This is a genomic window from Psychrobacter proteolyticus, from assembly GCF_039762275.1.
GTDB classification, from domain to species: Bacteria; Pseudomonadota; Gammaproteobacteria; order Pseudomonadales; family Moraxellaceae; genus Psychrobacter; species Psychrobacter proteolyticus_C.
Window position 1 is genome coordinate 1 of record NZ_JBDLOB010000016.1, and the last position, 537, is coordinate 537.

A 537-nucleotide genomic window follows, 5' to 3' on the forward strand; every position below is an offset into this window, starting at 1 on the left:
GGTAATGGTGGTGCTAGCACCGCCAACTGTACCATCAGTAATTGCGACGCCGTCACTGTTTGTGACCGTGTTTCCAGTAGTGACACTACCATCAGCGCCTAGGTCAATGTTCTCAGCAAGCTGTACTAGTAGCCCATCGCCATCAACGTTAGTGCTGACACCAATGTTGTTACCAGTGGCAAGCGCTGTAGGATCAGTCTCGCCGCCTTCAATACTTAATGTTTGACCTAAGTTGCGATCAACTAAGTTGCCACTATCGCCAATGAAGTTAAGACCGGCGTTAGTCAATCCTGCGGTGGCGTTCTGTAAGTCGCCCACGTTCGTCGCGTTGGTTAAGGTGTTGCCTGTTGCGTCTGCAATGTCAACGCCGCCAAGACCGCTTTGTACGCTGGTAATAACTGTGTTACCGGCATCAATACCTGTTGCGGTAATGCTTGGTGTATTCGCCAATGGATCACCATTGGTGTCAAGGAAGGTTAGGCCTTCTGCACCATAGTTGCTGGTGTTAGTACCATCTGTGACAGTGGTGCCTGCACC

1 pseudogene is annotated in these 537 nt (G+C 50.7%); it reads right to left on the minus strand.

What is annotated here, in order from left to right:
- A pseudogene (locus tag ABFV72_RS13070) lies at nt 1-537 on the minus strand (hypothetical protein); the annotation flags it as partial.